The organism is Polaribacter gangjinensis, from assembly GCF_038024125.1.
GTDB lineage: Bacteria > Bacteroidota > Bacteroidia > Flavobacteriales > Flavobacteriaceae > Polaribacter > Polaribacter gangjinensis.
On the sequence record NZ_CP150662.1, the window covers coordinates 2,092,002 to 2,109,909 of the forward strand.

Consider the following 17,908-nt stretch of genomic DNA (forward strand, 5'->3'; position numbering starts at 1 on the left):
AAAATAAATGGCTTCAGACAAAAAATACTGGAAAAGTGTTGAAGAACTTACAAATAGTTCTTTTGTTGAGACGTTAAGTAAAAATGAATTCGTTCAGGAAATTCCTACGGATACATTTTTAGGAGATAAAGAAACATTGGCAAATTCATCAACTTCAAGAAGAGATTTCTTGAAATATGTTGGTTTTACTACTGCAGCTGCAACATTGGCTGCTTGTGAAGGGCCTGTAAAAAAATCAATTCCTTATGTTGTAAAACCAAATGATATCATAGCTGGTGTTGCAGATTGGTATGCAACTTCTATGGCTGATGGATATGATTTTGCTAATATTTTGGTAAAAACTCGCGAAGGTCGTCCAATCCAAATCATGCCAAATAAAGATGCAAACGGAACAACAAGTGCTAGAGTTCAAGCAGCTGTTTTGTCTTTATATGACGAAAAACTTCGTTTAAAAAATCCTACAAAAGCAGGAGAAAAAATTTCTTGGGCAGATGCTGATAAAGAAATAGGTGCTGTTTTAAATAAATTAAAAGACGCAAATACGCCTGTTGTTTTATTAACAGGAACTTTGGCAAGTCCTTCAACTGAAAGAATTATTCAAGAGTTTATAGTTGCTTATCCAAATGTTACACATGTTATTTATGATGCAGTTTCTGAATCTGCAGCTGCTGATGCCATGTTAGCAATGTATGGAAAGCGTGCATTACCAAAATATCATTTAGACAAAGCAGCAACAATTGTTTCATTTGGTGCTGACTTTTTAGGTGATTTCCATGGAGGTTTTGAAAAACAATATGTTGCAGGTAGAAAACCTGAAACAGGCTCAATGTCTTATCACGTGCAGTTTGAAAGCAACATGTCTTTGACAGGTGCAAATGCTGATAAAAGAATTGTTACAAAACCATCAGACCAATTATTTGCATTGATAAATTTATTCAATGCTATAACAGGTTCTAATGTTCCATCGAAAGCAACTCCAGTTGATGCACAAGTGAAACAAATGGCATCTGAATTGAAAAAAGCAGGTTCTAAAGGTGTTGTAATGACAGGCATCAATGATAAAAACGCACAATTAGTTGCGTTGGCAATCAATAAAGCTTTGAATAGCGAAATTGTTGATGTAAACAATACATTAAACATTCGTCAAGGAAATGAAGCTGATGTAAATCAGTTGATAAAAGACATGAATGCTGGAAAAATAGGAGGCTTACTTTCTTATAATGTAAATCCAATGTATTCATTACCAAATGCTACAGAGTTTGCAAACGGATTGAAAAAAGTTTCGTTAACAGTTGCATTATCAACTGAAAATAATGAAACAGTAAATGCATCAAATTATGTGTTGCCAACTTCACATTTCTTAGAATCTTGGGGAGATACTCAGTTTGATGAAGTGACGTACGGTTTAATGCAACCAACAATTCAGCCATTATTTAGCACACGTCAATTACAAGATACGTTGTTAGGTTGGTCTGGAAATACTACAAAATATTATGACTATTTAAAAGCATTTGCTTCAACAACTATTTTAAATGGTAGTTCTTGGAATACTGCTTTACACAATGGTTTCTTTACAAGAGAAATTACAACTGCTACAATTGCCTCTGAAATTTCGGTTACAGCAGCAGCAATGCAGTTATCAAATACAGCAAAAAAAGCATCAGGGTTTGAGTTGCAATTGTACACAAAAACTGGTTTAGGTGATGGAAAACAAGCAAACAATCCTTGGTTGCAAGAGTTCCCTGATCCAATTACAAGAGTTTCTTGGGATAATTACTTAACCATGTCAATTGCAGATGCTAAACAGTTAGGTTTTACAAATCCTGTAAAAGACAATGGCGCAATCGATGGTGATTATGCAAAAGTTTCTGTGAATGGAAAAGAAGTAATTGTACCAGTCATGATTCAACCAGGACAAGCAAAAGGTTCTGTTGGTTTGTCATTAGGATTTGGACGTACTTTTGGTTTGAAAGAAGAAATGCAAGTGGGTGTAAATGCATATCCTTTGTATGTAAATGCTAACAACATTCAATTTGGGGTTACCATCGAAAAAGTATCAGGAACACACCAATTTGCTTGTACTCAAGTACAAAAAACAATTGCTGGCCGTCATGACATTTTAAAAGTAGCTTCTTTAAAAGAGTATAAAACAGTTGATCCAAAAGATCATCACCATGGATGGAATAAACCATCATATGTATCATATGACCACAAAGAAGTAGAAGCAAATACTATTGATTTATGGGATGAGCACAACAGAGAATTGGGTCATCATTTTAATTTATCAATTGATTTAACTTCTTGTACAGGTTGTGGAGCATGTGTGGTTGCATGTCATGCAGAAAACAACGTTCCAGTAGTTGGAAAAAGAGAAGTAAGAGTTGGTAGAGATATGCACTGGTTGCGTATTGATAGATACTATTCATCTGAAGTTGAAAGCAGAGAAGATGCAAAAGAACTTGGATTAAGTAGAGCTAAAATGTACGAAGGATTAGAAACTGAGGCTGAAAATCCTGAAGTTACTTTCCAGCCAATGATGTGTCAACATTGTAATCATGCTCCTTGTGAAACTGTTTGTCCTGTTGCTGCAACAACTCACGGACGTCAAGGACAAAACCAAATGACTTACAACAGATGTGTTGGAACAAGATATTGTGCAAACAACTGTCCTTATAGAGTTCGTCGTTTCAACTGGTTCAATTATGCAAATAATAACGAGTTTGATTTCAACATGAACAATGAATATGGAAAAATGGTATTGAATCCAGATGTGGTTGTACGTTCAAGAGGGGTTATGGAAAAATGCTCAATGTGTATCCAAATGACTCAAGCTACTATTTTAAAAGCTAAAAAAGAAGGACGTGCAGTAAACACAGATGAGTTTGAAACTGCTTGTTCATCAGCTTGTACAACAGGGGCTTTGGTTTTTGGAGATGTGAACAACAAACAAGATAAAGTAACTGCTTTAGCAAAAGATAAAAGAGCATACAACGTGTTAGATTACTTGCAAACGAAACCAAACGTAATCTATCAAGTGAAAATTAAAAATACAAACGAAGCGTAATTAAATTTAGGATATACATATGTCTCATTACGAAGCACCCATCAGGGAACCGTTAATACTAGGTGATAAATCTTATCACGATATTACCGAAGACATTGCTAAACCTATTGAAGGTAAAGCAAATAAGAATTGGTACATGGCATTTTACATTTCTTTAGCAGCAATGCTTTGGGGATTTGGATGTATCTTTTACACAGTTGGAACAGGTATTGGAGTTTGGGGTCTAAGCAAAAACATTGGTTGGGCTTGGGATATCACCAATTTTGTTTGGTGGGTAGGTATAGGTCACGCAGGGACTTTGATTTCTGCTGTACTTTTATTATTCCGTCAAAAATGGAGAATGGCCATCAACCGTTCTGCAGAAGCCATGACAATTTTTGCCGTTTTTCAAGCAGGATTGTTTCCAATCATTCACATGGGTCGTCCTTGGAATGCATTTTGGGTATTGCCAATTCCAAACCAATTTGGATCATTGTGGGTAAACTTTAACTCACCATTATTGTGGGACGTATTTGCAATTTCTACTTATTTATCTGTATCCTTAGTTTTCTGGTGGACAGGTTTATTACCAGATTTTGCAATGATTCGTGATAGAGCTGTAAAACCTTTCCAAAAGAAAATCTATTCATTATTGAGTTTTGGTTGGTCAGGAAGAGCAAAAGATTGGCAACGTTTTGAAGAAGTGTCTTTGGTTTTAGCAGGTTTGGCAACACCATTAGTACTTTCTGTACATACAATCGTATCTATGGACTTTGCTACGTCTATCAACCCAGGTTGGCACTCAACTATTTTCCCTCCTTATTTCGTTGCTGGAGCAATTTTCTCAGGGTTTGCAATGGTACAAACATTATTGGGAATCATGCGTAAAGTAACCAATATGGAAGAGTATATTACAAGACTTCACGTGGAATACATGAATATTGTAATCATCCTTACAGGTGGAATTGTTGCTGTAGCTTATGCAACAGAGTTTTTCATTGCTTGGTACACAGGCTCACCTTATGAATACTACACATACTTATCAGTAGGTGCTGCAACAGGTCCTTATGCTTGGGCATTTTATTCATTGTTGATTTTTAACATTGCAATTCCTCAGTTATTATGGTTCAAAAAGATTAGAAGAAGTTTCATAGCATCATTCATTATCTCAATTGCAATCAATATTGGGATGTGGTTTGAGCGTTTTGACATCATCGCAATTGTATTAAGTAAAGGTCATTTACCATCAACTTGGTGGCGTTTTGAGCCAACGTTTGTAGATGTTGGTATCTTTATTGGTACTATTGGATTCTTCTTTGTATTGTTCTTATTATATGCAAGAACTTTCCCAGTAATCGCTCAAGCAGAAGTAAAAACAATTTTGAAATCATCAGGAGAGTTTTACAAAAAAAGAAGTGAGCAAGGAATTCCTACAAAACCAGCAATTGTTGTGTTAGGAAGTGAGAAAAAAAGTGATAAATCAGATAAAAAAGATACAGAATAATGGGTTCATCAAAAGTTATTCACGCATTTTATAATGATGACGAAGTTTTGCTTGATGCAGTGAAAACTGTAAAAGCAGCTCATCATCATATTGAAGAAGTATTTTGTCCTTTTCCAGTGCATGGTTTAGATAAAGCTATGGGATTAGCTCCAACAAGAATCGCAATTGCTGCTTTCATGTATGGAATTACAGGTTTATCTGTAGCTATTTGGATGACAAATTATATGATGATTCAAGATTGGCCACAAGATATTGGTGGAAAACCAAGTTTTTCATGGTTTGAAAATATGCCAGCTTTTGTGCCTATCATATTCGAGTTAACAGTGTTCTTTGCAGCGCATTTAATGGTAATTACGTTTTATATGAGAAGTAAAATTTGGCCATTTAGAAAAGCAGAAAATCCTGATCCAAGAACAACAGACGATCATTTTTTGATGGAAATTCCTGTTCATAATAATGAAGAAGAATTAACAGCTTTGTTGGCAAAAACAGGCGCTGTAGAAATTAATGTAGTAGAAAAGCACTAATTAATAGGTAATGAAAAATTTAAAAATACTTATCGCTTTAGTTGTTTTTGTAAGTTTTATTTCTTGCAATAACAAAAGAACGCCTCAGGTTCAATACATGCCAGACATGTATGAGTCTATTCCTTATGACACTGATGCTGAAAAAGGATTGAATAACAAACCAGTGAATAGACCACCAGTTGCTGGAACTATTCCAAGAGGAGGTTTTCCAGCATACGATATTCCTGATACTCCAGAAGGTTATGAGAGAGCAAGAGTAGAAGTAACAAATCCTATTGAAGCTTCTGAGAAAAACTTAGAAAAAGGAAAACAGTTGTATACAATTTATTGTACTTCTTGTCATGGTGAAAAAGGAGATGGAAATGGTGCTTTAGTACAAAATGGTAAGTTCGAAGGAATTCCAAATTATAAAGACAGAGATATCAATGCAGGAACTATTTATCATGTAATTATGCATGGTAAAAATTTAATGGGTTCTCATTCATCTCAATTAACTTATACAGAACGTTGGCAGATTATCCATTATGTGGAACAGTTGCGTGCTGATTTATTAAAATAATTACAAAAAGATAGAATACGAAAGATATGTATCAATTCTCAGGTAAATTAAAAATACTCTCTTTAGCACTTATCATAGTAGGTGCTTTAGGAATTGGATTCAGTTTTATGTCTGCTCCAAGTACAATAGAGGAATCTAAAGAAATGATTGCAGCTCAATCTTCTCATGGAAATACTCATGGAACTGATCATGCAACCACCACAAATAGTCATGACGAACATCATGATGCTGCACATGATGAACATGTGTTTCATCAATTGCAAAACAAACCTTGGTCTGCTTTATATGTTTCGTTGATTTTCTTTTTAGGAATTTCTTTGTTAGTATTGGCATTTTATGCAGCTCAAAGAGTAGCACAATCTGGCTGGTCAATAGTTTTGTTTAGAGTGATGGAAGCCATTACTGCAAATTTAGTGCCTACATCAATCATTATGTTGTTGGTTATTTTATCAGCATCACTTTTCCATTACAATCATTTATTTTCTTGGATGGCAGAAGGAACTTTTGATCCATCAAGCGAAAAATATGATGCCATTGTTGATGGAAAATCTTGGTGGATGAACACTACAGGTTGGACAATTAGAGGGATTATTTATTTAGTGCTTTGGAATGCATATCGATTTTTTATCAGAAAAAATTCTATTGCTGAAGATACTGCCAATGATGGTAATAAAACCTACAAGAAAAACTATCATGCATCAGTGATATTTTTAGTAATATTCATGTTAACAGAATCAATGATGTCTTGGGATTGGATTATGGGATTAGACCCACACTGGTTTTCAACGTTATTTGGTTGGTATGTATTGGCAAGTTTACTTGTAAGTGCATTAACTGTGATTGCTTTTGTAACAATTTATTTACGATCTAAAGGAGTTTTACCAAGTGTAAATGACAGTCACATTCATGATTTAGCGAAATTCATGTTTGGTTTTTCAGTATTCTGGACATATTTGTGGTTTTCTCAGTTTTTGTTAATTTGGTATGCTGATATTCCTGAAGAAACTACCTATTTCGTAGCAAGATTTAATGAATACAAATTGCCTTTCTTATCAATGGTAGTTATGAATTTTGTTTTCCCAATTTTACTATTAATCAACAGTGATTTCAAGAGCATTCCTTGGTTTGTAGTTTTGGGTGGAATTGTTATTTTAACAGGTCATTATGTTGATTTTTACGTGATGATTATGCCTGCAACTGTAGGTGACCAATGGTCATTTGGAATCCCAGAAATCAGTGCATTGTTATTCTTTTTAGGAATTTTTATTTACACTGTATTTAGTGCTTTTGCAAAAGCAAATCCTATACCTAAAGGAAATCCATTCTTGCACGAAAGTGAGCATTTCCATTATTATAACATTGAACACAGAGGTGAAAGTGCAGACAATCATCATCATTAATAAAGTTTTAATACAATAAAGAAAAGATATTTATGCTAGCTCTATTTTATATTTTTATAGGTGTTGCAATTGGAGTAAGTTTTTGGCAGATTACAAGAATTTTAAATTTAAGAGAATCTGTTGCAAATGATAATGACAATTCAAAACAAGGTAAATATGCATTATTATTTATGGCTTTTTTATACGCAATGATGATTTATTGCTTGATAGCTATGAATGTTATAATGCTTCCTGAATCAGCATCTATTGAAGGTGAACACGATGATAATTTATTCAATATTACTTTTTGGTTGATTGGAATCGTTCAATTTGCAATGCAATTTTTGATTTTCTACTTTACTTTTAAATATAGAGGAAACAAAAATAACAAAGCAAAATTTTATGCTGATAGTCACAAATTGGAAGCGATTTGGACAATTACTCCTGCAGTTGTTTTGGTTGTATTAATTGGTTATGGATTGTGGCAATGGAACAATGTAATGGATTTGTCTGATGAAAAAGACGCGATCGTAATTGAAGTTTATTCTCAACAATTTAGATGGGATGCACGTTATGCAGGTGAAGACAACACTTTGGGTTATGGTAATGTAAACTTTATCAAAGGTGTTAATACAATGGGTGTTGACATGTCTGATAAAAATTCACTAGATGATAAACAAGTAACAGAATTATATTTGCCTAAAGGACGTAAAATTCACTTCAAATTCCGTTCTCAAGATGTTTTACATTCTGCTTACATGCCTCACTTTAGAGCACAAATGAATTGCGTTCCTGGAATGGTAACAGAATTTGGTTTTACACCAAAATATACAACTGAAGAGATGAGACAACAATCAGAAGTGGTTGATAAAACTCGTGAAATCAATAAAATTAGAAAAGCAAAAGGTGAAGACCCTTATGAATTTGATTACTTATTATTATGTAATAAAATTTGTGGTGCTTCTCACTATAATATGCAAATGAAAATTACCGTTGTTGAGCAAGAAGAATATGATAAATGGATTGCCGAACAACCAACATTATCAACAGTTATAAATCAATAATTTTAAGACACTACAAATAAATAAGATCATGTCAGAACATCATCATAAAGAAACATTTGTAACAAAATATATTTTCAGTCAAGATCACAAAATGATCTCAAAACAATTTTTGGTGACTGGTATTTTTATGGGAGTTATTGCACTTTTAATGTCAATGCTTTTCCGTTTACAACTTGCTTGGCCCGATAAATCGTTTACAATTATCGAAGCTTTTCTAGGTCCACATCAAACTGATGGAATCATGAATCCAGATATTTACCTAGCTTTGGTAACTATTCACGGGACTATCATGGTATTCTTTGTTTTAACTGCAGGATTAAGTGGTACATTTTCTAACCTTTTAATTCCATTGCAATTAGGTGCAAGAGATATGGCATCAGGTTTTTTAAACATGATTTCATATTGGTTATTTTTCTTGTCTAGTATAGTAATGGTAATTTCACTTTTTGTTGAAGCAGGTCCAGCATCAGCAGGATGGACAATTTATCCTCCATTAAGTGCTTTGCCACAAGCAATACCAGGTTCTGGAGCAGGAATGACTTTATGGTTGGTTTCTATGGCAATTTTTATTGCTTCTTCATTGATTGGAGCTTTAAATTATATCGTTACAGTTTTAAACCTAAGAACAAAAGGAATGAAAATGACAAGAATGCCATTAACAATTTGGGCATTTTTCATCACAGCTATGATTGGTGTAGTTTCATTCCCTGTATTATTATCTGCAGCGTTATTACTGATTTTTGATAGAAGTTTTGGAACATCTTTCTATCTTTCTGATATTTTTATTTCAGGTGAAGTATTGCATTACCAAGGTGGATCACCCGTTTTATTTGAACATTTATTCTGGTTTTTAGGACACCCTGAAGTTTATATTGTATTGCTTCCTGCACTTGGAATTACCTCTGAAATTATTTCAACAAATGCTAGAAAACCAATTTTTGGTTATAGAGCCATGGTAATGTCTATCATTGCAATCGCTTTCTTATCTACAATTGTTTGGGGACACCACATGTTTATTTCTGGAATGAATCCATTTTTAGGATCGGTATTTACATTCACAACTTTATTAATTGCTATTCCTTCAGCTGTAAAAGCATTCAATTATGTAACCACTCTTTGGAAAGGAAATCTACAACTAAATCCGGCAATGCTATTTTCAATTGGATTGGTTTCTACTTTCGTAACAGGAGGTTTAACAGGATTGGTTTTAGGAGATTCAGCTTTAGATATCAATATTCATGATACGTATTTCGTAGTTGCTCACTTCCATTTGGTAATGGGTGTTTCTGCAATTTTTGGAATGTATGCAGGTATTTATCATTGGTTCCCAAAAATGTATGGTCGTTTAATGAATAAAACTTTAGGATATTGGCATTTCTGGATTACTATCATTTGTGCCTATGGAGTTTTCTGGCCAATGCATTTTATTGGATTAGCAGGTTTACCAAGAAGATATTATACCAACACAAATTTCCCAATGTTTGACGACATTGCTGATATCAACGTTGTGATTACCATTTTTGCAATTGTAGGTGGAATCGCTCAGATTATTTTCTTAGCAAACTTTTTCATCTCGATTTATAGAGGAGAAAAATCATCACAAAATCCTTGGAATTCAAATACATTAGAGTGGACAACTCCAGTAGAACATATTCATGGAAACTGGCCAGGAAAAATTCCTGAAGTTCACAGATGGCCTTATGATTACAGTAAACGTGTAGATCCAAATGATGACAATAGTGATTATTTACATGGAAAAGATTTCGTTTCGCAAATCACACCTTTATTAGAAGGAGAAGAACCATCTTAAAACACATAAATTTTTCTAAAAAACCTTTCCAATTTGGAAAGGTTTTTTCGTTTTATTTTCCTGCAAGGTTTTCAAAACGGTGTAGGTATAAAATGCAAAATCTAGTATCTTTGTGTATATGAACGAAAATCTAAATCCTGAGAATTCAAACTTTTCTAATGAAGAATTAGAAGTTGAAAAAAAACTACGTCCTCTTTCTTTTGACGATTTTACAGGTCAAGATCAAGCATTAGAAAACCTAAAAGTTTTTGTACAAGCAGCTAATAAAAGAGGTGAAGCTTTAGATCATACTTTGTTTCATGGACCTCCAGGTTTAGGAAAAACAACATTAGCTCATATTTTGGCAAATGAATTGAAAGTTGGAATCAAAGTAACTTCAGGACCAGTTTTAGATAAACCTGGAGATTTAGCAGGTTTACTAACAAATTTAGATGAGCGTGATGTACTTTTTATTGATGAAATTCACAGATTAAGTCCGGTTGTAGAAGAGTATTTATACTCAGCCATGGAAGATTACAAAATCGACATTATGATTGAATCTGGACCAAATGCACGTACAGTTCAAATCAATTTAGAGCCTTTCACATTAATTGGCGCAACAACTCGCTCAGGCTTGTTAACAGCGCCAATGAGAGCACGTTTTGGCATCAGTAGTAGATTGCAATACTACTCTAAAGAACTGCTAACAACCATTATCCAAAGAAGTGCACAAATATTAAAAGTTCCCATTTCTATGGAAGCTGCTATTGAAATTGCTGGCAGAAGTAGAGGAACTCCAAGAATTGCAAATGCATTGTTACGGAGAGTTCGTGATTTTGCTCAAATTAAAGGAAATGGAAAAATCACCATCGAAATTGCTCAATTTGCTTTAAAAGCATTGAATGTAGACACTTATGGTTTGGACGAAATGGACAATAAAATTCTCACAACTATTATTGATAAATTTAAAGGTGGTCCTGTAGGAATCAGCACTATTGCAACTGCAGTTGGCGAAAATGTAGAAACCATTGAAGAGGTGTATGAACCATTTTTAATTCAACAAGGGTTTATTGCAAGAACACCAAGAGGAAGAGAAGTAACAGCATTGGCATACAAACACTTAGACAGAATAAAAGGAAGTACCCAAGGAGAATTGTTTTAAAAAATGAATATCAAAAAGATTGTTCCTATTGTTGATTGGTTACCCAATTATCAAAAATCCTTGTTCAAAGGCGATTTGATTGCGGGAATTACAGTCGGAATTATTTTGATTCCGCAAGGAATTGCGTATGCTTTAATTGCAGGTTTACCACCTATTTACGGATTGTATTGTGCCTTAGTACCCCAAGTAATGTATGCTATTTTCGGTTCTTCAAGACAGGTAGCTATTGGTCCTGTTGCCATGGATTCGTTAATTGTTGCAACTGGAGTTTCTACATTAGCTTTGGCAGGATCAGATAGTTATATTGAAATTGCCATTTTATTAGCTTTAATGGTTGGAACAATTCAATTTGTTTTGGGTATTTTCAGCTTAGGATTTATTGTAAATTTCTTGTCAAGACCTGTAATTACGGGATTTACATCTGCAGTTGCCTTGATTATTGGCATCAATCAATTTAGAAATTTATTGGGAGTTGATTTTATTCAAAGTGATCAAATTCACGTACTTTTAGAAGATATTTTGATGCAAATTTCATTTTACAATTTGCCAACAACTATCATTGGTTTGATTGCTGTCAGCATCATTTTTATTTTAAGAAAAATTGACAAAAGAATTCCAAGTGCACTAATTGTTGTTGTTTTAGGAATTGTAATCATGAAGTTTTTTGGCAAGAATTTGACAGAAGTTGCCATCGTTAAAAATATTCCTTCAGGATTGCCAACTTTCGGAATTCCAACTATTGATTTTGAGCAAATTAGAGAACTTTTTCCAATTGCATTAACCTTAGTAATGGTTGGTTATTTAGAAACCATTTCTATTGGAAAATCGTTAGAAGCAAAACAAGATGTGTATAAAATTCGTCCAAATCAAGAGTTGATAGCTTTAGGATTGAGTAATATTTTTGGTTCTTTTTTTAAAGCATATCCCTCAGCTTCTAGTTTTTCTCGCTCTGCAATCAATCAAGAAAGTGGCGCAAAAACAGGAATGGCAGCGTTAATTTCGGTAGTGATGGTAATGATTACTTTACTTTTTTTAACGCCATTATTTTATTTTTTACCTAAAACAATTTTGGCAGCTATCATTATTGTGGCTGTTTTTGCTCTGGTCAATGTCAAAGAAGCTGCATTTTTGTGGCGCGCCAATAATTTAGATTTTTGGTTATTGATTTCTACTTTTATTGCAACCTTATTTTTTGGAATTGAATACGGAATTACAGTAGGTGTAGGATTGTCGCTAGTTGTGCTCATTTTTAGAACATCAAGACCTTATGTAGTAGAATTAGGAAAAGTTCCTGATGCCAATTTTTACAGAAATAAAGAACGCTTTGAAGAAGTAATTATTGAGGACGATATTCTCGTTTTTCGTTTTGATGCCCAATTATTTTATGCAAATTCAAGTTATTTTAGAGATAAAATGGACGAAATGACAGATAAAAAAGGAAAGGCATTAAAATTGATAGTTTTAGATTCTGAAAGTATCAATAGAATAGATAGCACAGGAGTTGAAATGCTCAAAGAACGCATTAAATATTATCAGAAAAAAGGCGTTTTATTTTATTTTGCAGGAGCAAAAGGACCTTTGAGAGACGCTTTATTCAAAGGCGGACTTTTAGAAATCATTGATGTCAATCATTTTTTTATGAGAGCCAATGATGCTGTTAAGTTTTTTAGAACTGGAGATAGAAAAAGGCAAGAAAAGTATGCAAAATACATTCATCAAGCCTATAAATAAATAAAAAAATTTGATAAAAATCAGGAAATCATTGCAATATCAATCGTAAATTTGATGTTGCTTAAAAATAATTTATCCATGAAAATAGCACAAATTTATACAGGATGTTTAGCGCAAGGAGCCTATTATATTGAAAGTAATGGCGAAGTTGCCATTATTGATCCTTTAAGAGAAGTACAAGATTATATTGACAGAGCCGAAAAAGACAATGCCAAAATTAAATATATTTTTGAAACGCATTTTCATGCAGATTTTGTAAGTGGCCATGTAACATTAGCAGAAAAAACAGGGGCTAAAATTGTTTTTGGACCAACAGCACAAACTAATTTTGATGCGTTGATTGCTGAGGATAATCAAGTTTTTACAATTGGAAATATTACCATAACTGCGCTTCATACGCCTGGTCATACCATGGAAAGCACTTGTTATTTATTGAAAGATGAAAACGGAAAAGATCACGCTCTTTTTAGTGGAGATACGTTGTTTTTGGGTGACGTTGGAAGACCAGATTTGGCTCAGAAAGGAAACATTACTGAAAAAGATTTAGCCGGATTTTTATACGATAGTTTAAGAACAAAAGTCATGACTTTAGCAGATGATGTCATTGTTTATCCTGCACATGGAGCTGGCTCAGCTTGTGGAAAAAACCTTAGCAAAGAAACTGTTGGTACAATTGGAAATCAAAAAGAAACCAATTATGCTTTGAGAGCCAATATGACCAAAGAAGAATTTATAAAAGAAGTTACAGATGGTTTGTTGCCTCCTCCAGCCTATTTTCCATTGAATGTAAAGTTGAATAAAGAAGGATATGAAAATATTGATAATGTTATCAAAAATAGTGCAAAACCTTTGTCTGCTGAAGAATTTGAATTGCTAGCCAATGAAACGGATGCTGTTATTTTAGACGTTCGTCATCAATCAGAATTTTCGAAAGGATTCATTCCTCAATCTATTTTTATAGGTTTGGGAGGTACATTTGCACCCTGGGTTGGTGCGTTGATTAAAGATATCAAACAAGAAATTTTATTAGTGACTCCAATTGGTGAAGAAGAAAGTACCATTACTCGTTTATCAAGAGTTGGTTTTGATAATGTGATTGGATATTTAGACGGAAGTTTTGAAACATGGAAAAAATCTGGAAAAGAAATCGATGTTTTAAATGCCATTTCTGTGGCAGCTTTAGAAGAAAAAATTGCTGAAAATCCATTAATTTTTGACGTTAGAAAACCTGGAGAATATTTAAGTGAACATGCCTTGATTGCAGAAAATACTCCTTTGGATTATTTGAATGATCACATCAGCCAATTTCCTGACAAGAAACCATTTTATGTGCATTGTGCAGGTGGATATCGTTCAGTAATTGCGGCTTCAATTTTAAAAGCACGTGGTTTTCACAATGTGATTGATATTTTAGGTGGATTTGATGCTATTAAAAATTCATCCATTGAAAAATCGGCATATGTATGTCCTTCAACGTTATAATATATTTTTGAAAATGAGGTATTTAGTTCTGTTTGTAAGTCTGTTTTTTGTCACTTGTGGAAACTCGCAAGAAACAACATTTATTTCTGTATCAGATTTGAAAACGTTACTTTCAAAAGAGAAAATACAATTGTTAGACGTTAGAACTCCTGAAGAAATTGCTCAAGGAAGTATTAAAACGGCTCAATTTGTCAATCTTTTTGATCCCAATTTTTATCAAAAAGCAAGTTTAAAATTAGACAAATCAAAACCTGTATATGTGTATTGCAACACATCAAACAGAAGTAAATCAGCCTCAAAAATTTTAAAAGAAAACGGATTTAAAATCATCATTTTAGAGGGTGGTTATTCATCTTGGAAATCAAAAAATTAAACAAAATGACTACAAATATTCAAATAGAAAACTTAAAATGTGGTGGTTGTGCAGCTACCATCAAAAAAGGAATTTCATCGATAAATGGTGTGAATGATGTTGCAGTTGATGTAGAAAATTCAATAGTAACTATTGATTCAGAAAACGCAAACCTGGTTGAAATCAAAGAAAAACTTTCCAAATTAGGATATCCAGAAGTGGGAGATAAAAACACAGTACTTCACAAAGCAAAATCGTTTGTGAGTTGTGCTGTTGGAAAAATGGATTCATAATCGTCTTCAAATGAAAAAAGTCCAGTAAATTGCGTCATGCAAACCAATCTCCTTTTTATTACGCCACCATTTACGCAATTAAATACAGCATATCCTGCAAGTGCTTATTTAAAAGGGTTTTTAGAAAAAAATGAGGTTTCTTTTGCGCACTGTGATTTAAGTATTGAGCTTTTTACAGCCATTTTTACAAGCGATTTTTTACAAGAAATTTTTAAAGAAGCAGATGATTTAAAAAATTTTGATTTTCCAAAAGTTCGAAAGTTGAAGGAAATTTACATTTCAAGAGTTGATTTTGTAATTGCTTTTCTTCAAAAACAAGATATTGAAAGTGCTAATAAAATTTTGGAAACCAATTTTTTGCCAAAAGGTCACAGGTTGATTCATGTAAATAAAGCTATCAAATGGGAAAATGGTGAATCAGGAATTATTGACAAAGCAAAACATTATTCCACACTTTTTATTGAAGAAATTGGCGATTTTATTCAGGCAAATGTTGATGAATTTTTTGCATTTACAAAATACGCTGAACAAATTGCAACAGCAGCAAGCAATTTTAATCAAATTGATGAATTTTTAAACAGTCAACATTCTTTGATTGAAGACAAAATGTTCGACCTTTTAGAAACGCAAATTTTAGAACATTCCCCAAATTTGGTTTGTTTTACGATTCCTTTTCCTGGAAATTTATTTGCGGCTTTGCGTTGTTCTCAATTCATTAAACAGTTTTTTCCGAAGATTTCTATCGCAATTGGTGGTGGTTATTGCAATACTGAACTACGTTCATTAAGTGACCCAAGAATTTTTGAGTATGTAGATTTTATTTCGTTGGATGATGGTGAAGGACCTTTACTTAAAATTGTTCATTTTTTAGAGGGTAAAATTGATATCAATCAACTAGAAAGAACGTATATTTTAGAAAAAAACAAGGTTGTTTATAAAAATAAAACGCCCAATACCATTTATCATCACAAAAATTTGCCTGCGCCAAGTTACGCAGGTTTGCCTTTTCATAAATATGTGTCTTTTTTGGATGTAGTAAATCCAATGCACAGAATGTGGACAGATGCAAGATGGAATAAACTCACGATTTCTCATGGATGTTATTGGAAGCAATGTTCTTTTTGCGATGTTACGTTAGATTATATTGGTAATTATCAAAATACTACTGCAGATGATTTGGTCAATAAAATTGAGCAAATTATGCAAGATACTGGCATTACAGGTTTTCATTTTGTAGATGAAGCTGCACCTCCAAAAATGCTCAAAGCACTTTCTTTGAAATTGATAGAAAGAGATGTAAAAATTACTTGGTGGACAAACATTCGTTTCGAAAAAACCTTCGATTTTGAGTTGTGTCAACTCATGGCAAAATCAGGTTGCATTGCTGTAACTGGTGGTTTAGAAGTTGCTTCAGACAGATTATTGGCAAAAATGAAAAAAGGTGTAGATATTGCGCAAGTTACGAGAGTTACTCACAATTTTTCGCAAAATAATATTTTGGTTCATGCCTATTTGATGTATGGTTTTCCTACAGAAACAGAACAAGAAACTATAGATTCTTTGGAAGTTGTAAGGCAATTATTTGAGAAAAATTGCATTCAATCTGCATTTTGGCATCAATTTACAGCAACTGCTCATAGTCCTGTTGGACAAAATCCGGATGAATTTAGCATTGAGATTATTGGTCCTACTTTTGAAGGATTTGCTCAAAATGATTTGTATCACAAAGACCCAAAAGGCGCAGATCATCCAAAATATACCAAAGGATTAAACTTGGCATTGCATAATTATTTGAATAATGCAGGTTATCAAGAAAATCTGCAAAATTGGTTCGATTTTCCCATTCCAAAAACCACACATCCTAAAAATTTAATTGAGGGATTTTTAAGTTGAAAATTTAATTTATCAAAGATACGTTCTTAAAACAGTAGCCCTAGATTTTGATTTTAATTTATTCAAAGCGCGTTGTTTTACTTGACGAACACGTTCTCTTGTGATATTAAAAGTCTCACCAATTTCTGTCAAACTGTAAGTGGTGTTTTTATTATTCAACCCATAATACATTTGAATAATTGCAGCTTCTTTTTCAGGAAGTGTATTTAATGCTCTGCTAATTTCAATTTCTAAGGATTTTTTCATCAAAGAATTATCAGGTTTTGGAGAATCTTCTGAACCTAAAATAGAGTAAAAATTAGCATCTTCACCTTCTCTAAAAGGAGCATCCATAGACAAATGTCTGCCAGAATTTTTCATGCTTTGTGCAATATTTTGCTCGGTCAAATCCAATTCATTGGCGATTTCAACATACGAAGGAACTCGTTCGTTTTGCTGCTCTAATTTTGCATATACTTTATTAATTTTATTGATGCTTCCAATTTTATTTAACGGCAAACGCACAATTCTTGATTGTTCAGCCAACGCTTGTAAAATTGATTGACGAATCCACCAAACTGCATACGAAATAAATTTAAAACCTCTTGTTTCATCAAATCTTTTGGCAGCTTTTACCAATCCTAAATTGCCTTCATTAATTAAATCAGATAATTTTAAACCTTGATTTTGATATTGTTTGGCAACAGAAACCACGAATCGTAAGTTCGATTTTACCAATAAATCCAATGCTCTTTTATCGCCTTTTTTAATTTTTATTGCCAATTCTACTTCTTCATCAGCCGTAATCAATTCGATTTTACTAATTTCTTGAAAGTATTTTTCCAAAGATTTCGCATCTCGATTTGTTACTTGTTTTGTGATTTTAAGTTGCCTCATATATTATTTTTAATTTTTTTAGATAAATAAATTACAATCATCGCAATTTTTAATTTCGCCATAATACGTTTCTCTGTATTTATGGATGGTTTTTATTGGAATGCCAAACAGGTATTTTTTGACAAAAGTCACTCTAGAATTCAACATTCCCATAGCAGATGAATAATATTTTTGTTGTCTTGTTTTTCTTTTAATTCGGATAAGTTTCATATAAATAGTTTTTAAAACGCATTGAAAAAATGCATTTTTTGATT

The 17,908-nt window shown here is 33.1% G+C and carries 15 protein-coding genes; 13 read left to right on the forward strand and 2 right to left on the reverse strand.

The features are described 5' to 3' along the window. The first annotated feature begins 7 nt into the window (after positions 1 to 7). From WHA43_RS09410 to WHA43_RS09470, 13 genes are all read left to right on the forward strand, one after another. Entirely contained in the window at positions 8 to 3,064 is a 3,057-nt protein-coding gene (locus WHA43_RS09410; protein WP_105046801.1) for a TAT-variant-translocated molybdopterin oxidoreductase, read from the forward strand. Between the two features lie 19 nt (positions 3,065 to 3,083). Continuing rightward, complete coding sequence (gene nrfD / locus WHA43_RS09415; protein WP_105046802.1) at positions 3,084 to 4,547, forward strand: NrfD/PsrC family molybdoenzyme membrane anchor subunit; 1,464 nt, start codon at positions 3,084 to 3,086, stop codon at positions 4,545 to 4,547. Beyond that, on the forward strand, positions 4,547 to 5,074 hold the full coding sequence (locus WHA43_RS09420; RefSeq protein ID WP_105046803.1) for a DUF3341 domain-containing protein: 528 nt from the start codon (positions 4,547 to 4,549) through the stop codon (positions 5,072 to 5,074). The genes nrfD and WHA43_RS09420 overlap by 1 nt, the downstream gene beginning before the upstream one ends. A gap of 10 nt (positions 5,075 to 5,084) precedes the next feature. Continuing rightward, positions 5,085 to 5,633 (forward strand): c-type cytochrome, encoded by a 549-nt coding sequence (locus WHA43_RS09425; RefSeq protein WP_211290327.1) that lies wholly within the window; start codon positions 5,085 to 5,087, stop codon positions 5,631 to 5,633. Between the two features lie 26 nt (positions 5,634 to 5,659). Then, the gene (locus WHA43_RS09430; RefSeq protein ID WP_105046805.1) at positions 5,660 to 7,033 is read left to right on the forward strand and encodes a quinol:cytochrome C oxidoreductase; all 1,374 of its coding nucleotides are present in this window, start codon (positions 5,660 to 5,662) and stop codon (positions 7,031 to 7,033) included. Between the two features lie 32 nt (positions 7,034 to 7,065). After that, positions 7,066 to 8,076: a cytochrome c oxidase subunit II gene (locus WHA43_RS09435; RefSeq protein WP_105046806.1), complete on the forward strand. Its 1,011-nt coding sequence runs from the start codon at positions 7,066 to 7,068 to the stop codon at positions 8,074 to 8,076. 28 nt (positions 8,077 to 8,104) lie between these two features. Next, positions 8,105 to 9,886 carry a cytochrome c oxidase subunit I gene (locus WHA43_RS09440; RefSeq protein ID WP_105046807.1) on the forward strand — a complete coding sequence of 594 codons (1,782 nt, stop codon included), beginning with the start codon at positions 8,105 to 8,107 and terminating at the stop codon, positions 9,884 to 9,886. 118 nt (positions 9,887 to 10,004) lie between these two features. Then, the gene (gene ruvB, locus WHA43_RS09445) at positions 10,005 to 11,027 is read left to right on the forward strand and encodes a Holliday junction branch migration DNA helicase RuvB (protein WP_105046808.1); all 1,023 of its coding nucleotides are present in this window, start codon (positions 10,005 to 10,007) and stop codon (positions 11,025 to 11,027) included. Positions 11,028 to 11,030: 3 nt separating this feature from the next. Continuing rightward, entirely contained in the window at positions 11,031 to 12,758 is a 1,728-nt protein-coding gene (locus tag WHA43_RS09450) for a SulP family inorganic anion transporter (protein ID WP_105046809.1), read from the forward strand. 78 nt (positions 12,759 to 12,836) lie between these two features. Then, on the forward strand, positions 12,837 to 14,240 hold the full coding sequence (locus WHA43_RS09455; protein WP_105047363.1) for an MBL fold metallo-hydrolase: 1,404 nt from the start codon (positions 12,837 to 12,839) through the stop codon (positions 14,238 to 14,240). A gap of 13 nt (positions 14,241 to 14,253) precedes the next feature. Then, positions 14,254 to 14,613 carry a rhodanese-like domain-containing protein gene (locus WHA43_RS09460; protein ID WP_105046810.1) on the forward strand — a complete coding sequence of 120 codons (360 nt, stop codon included), beginning with the start codon at positions 14,254 to 14,256 and terminating at the stop codon, positions 14,611 to 14,613. A 5-nt stretch (positions 14,614 to 14,618) separates the two neighbouring features. Further along, the gene (locus WHA43_RS09465) at positions 14,619 to 14,885 is read left to right on the forward strand and encodes a heavy-metal-associated domain-containing protein (protein WP_105047364.1); all 267 of its coding nucleotides are present in this window, start codon (positions 14,619 to 14,621) and stop codon (positions 14,883 to 14,885) included. 36 nt (positions 14,886 to 14,921) lie between these two features. Continuing rightward, on the forward strand, positions 14,922 to 16,778 hold the full coding sequence (locus tag WHA43_RS09470; protein WP_105046811.1) for a B12-binding domain-containing radical SAM protein: 1,857 nt from the start codon (positions 14,922 to 14,924) through the stop codon (positions 16,776 to 16,778). Between the two features lie 12 nt (positions 16,779 to 16,790). On the opposite strand, the gene WHA43_RS09475 is transcribed toward WHA43_RS09470, so the two are convergent. Together WHA43_RS09475 and WHA43_RS09480 are read right to left on the reverse strand one after the other, a co-directional pair. Then, the gene (locus WHA43_RS09475; RefSeq protein ID WP_105046812.1) at positions 16,791 to 17,654 is read right to left on the reverse strand and encodes a sigma-70 family RNA polymerase sigma factor; all 864 of its coding nucleotides are present in this window, start codon (positions 17,652 to 17,654) and stop codon (positions 16,791 to 16,793) included. Positions 17,655 to 17,672: 18 nt separating this feature from the next. Beyond that, entirely contained in the window at positions 17,673 to 17,864 is a 192-nt protein-coding gene (locus tag WHA43_RS09480; RefSeq protein ID WP_105046813.1) for a hypothetical protein, read from the reverse strand. Positions 17,865 to 17,908: the final 44 nt, after the last annotated feature.